The following is a 750-nucleotide window of genomic DNA, read 5'->3' as shown; positions in this document are numbered from 1 at the left end:
TGCTGGGCGGTGGCGTGCGGCGCGCTGCGGACGGCCCTGCCGCTTCGGGTGGTTCCGAAGGCTCCGCCTCCAGCGGCTCCGGGGGCTCCGCGCCGGGTGGTCGGGCGGACCCGCCGTCGGGCGGCCCCGGGCGCTCCGCGCCGGGTGGCCCCGCAGGCTCCGCGTCAAACCCTCCGACGGGTTCCGCGTCGGGCCGACCCGCCGGCCCTTCGCCGGGCGGCGGCCCGGGCCACGGCGGACGGACCGGGCCGGCGCGGCGTCGGCTGCTGACCCGTGCGGCGCGGGAGAACCGTGCCGGGCTGCTCTTCGTCACACCCACCGTCCTGGTGGTCCTGGTCGTCGTCGTCCTGCCGATCCTGTGGACGGTGCTGCTGTCCTTCCGGCGCGCCCGGCTCGTGGACATCCCGCACATGGGTCTGTTCGGCGACTGGTCCCTGGCCAACTTCGCGGGCGTCTTCTCGTCGTCGGACTTCTGGACCAGTCTGTGGACGACACTGCTGTACACCGTCGGGGGCACCGCGGGCTCCCTCGTACTCGGTCTGGTCGCCGCGCTCGCCCTGCGCCGCCCGTTCCGCGGCCGGGGCCTGCTGCGCGGTGCGATGCTGCTGCCGTACGTGGCGCCGGTGGTGGCCGTCACGTTCGTGTGGCAGATCGCACTCAGCCCCCAGTTCGGCATCGTCAACGAGTGGGGCGCCACGCTGCTGGGCTGGGACGATCCGATCGCCTTCCTGTCCACCCGCGACTGGGAGG

General features: G+C 74.9%; 1 protein-coding gene. It reads left to right on the top strand.

Features of this window, described 5'->3' with window-relative positions; genetic code table 11:
• Positions 1 to 326: 326 nt before the first annotated feature.
• Positions 327 to 750 (top strand): carbohydrate ABC transporter permease (locus tag CCN37_RS38770; RefSeq protein ID WP_210408449.1); only part of this gene is annotated, 424 nt, incomplete at its 3' end.

The organism is Allokutzneria sp. NRRL B-24872, from assembly GCF_002155965.1.
Lineage (GTDB): Bacteria > Actinomycetota > Actinomycetes > Mycobacteriales > Pseudonocardiaceae > Allokutzneria.
This window is presented reverse-complemented; position numbering and strand designations above follow the sequence as displayed.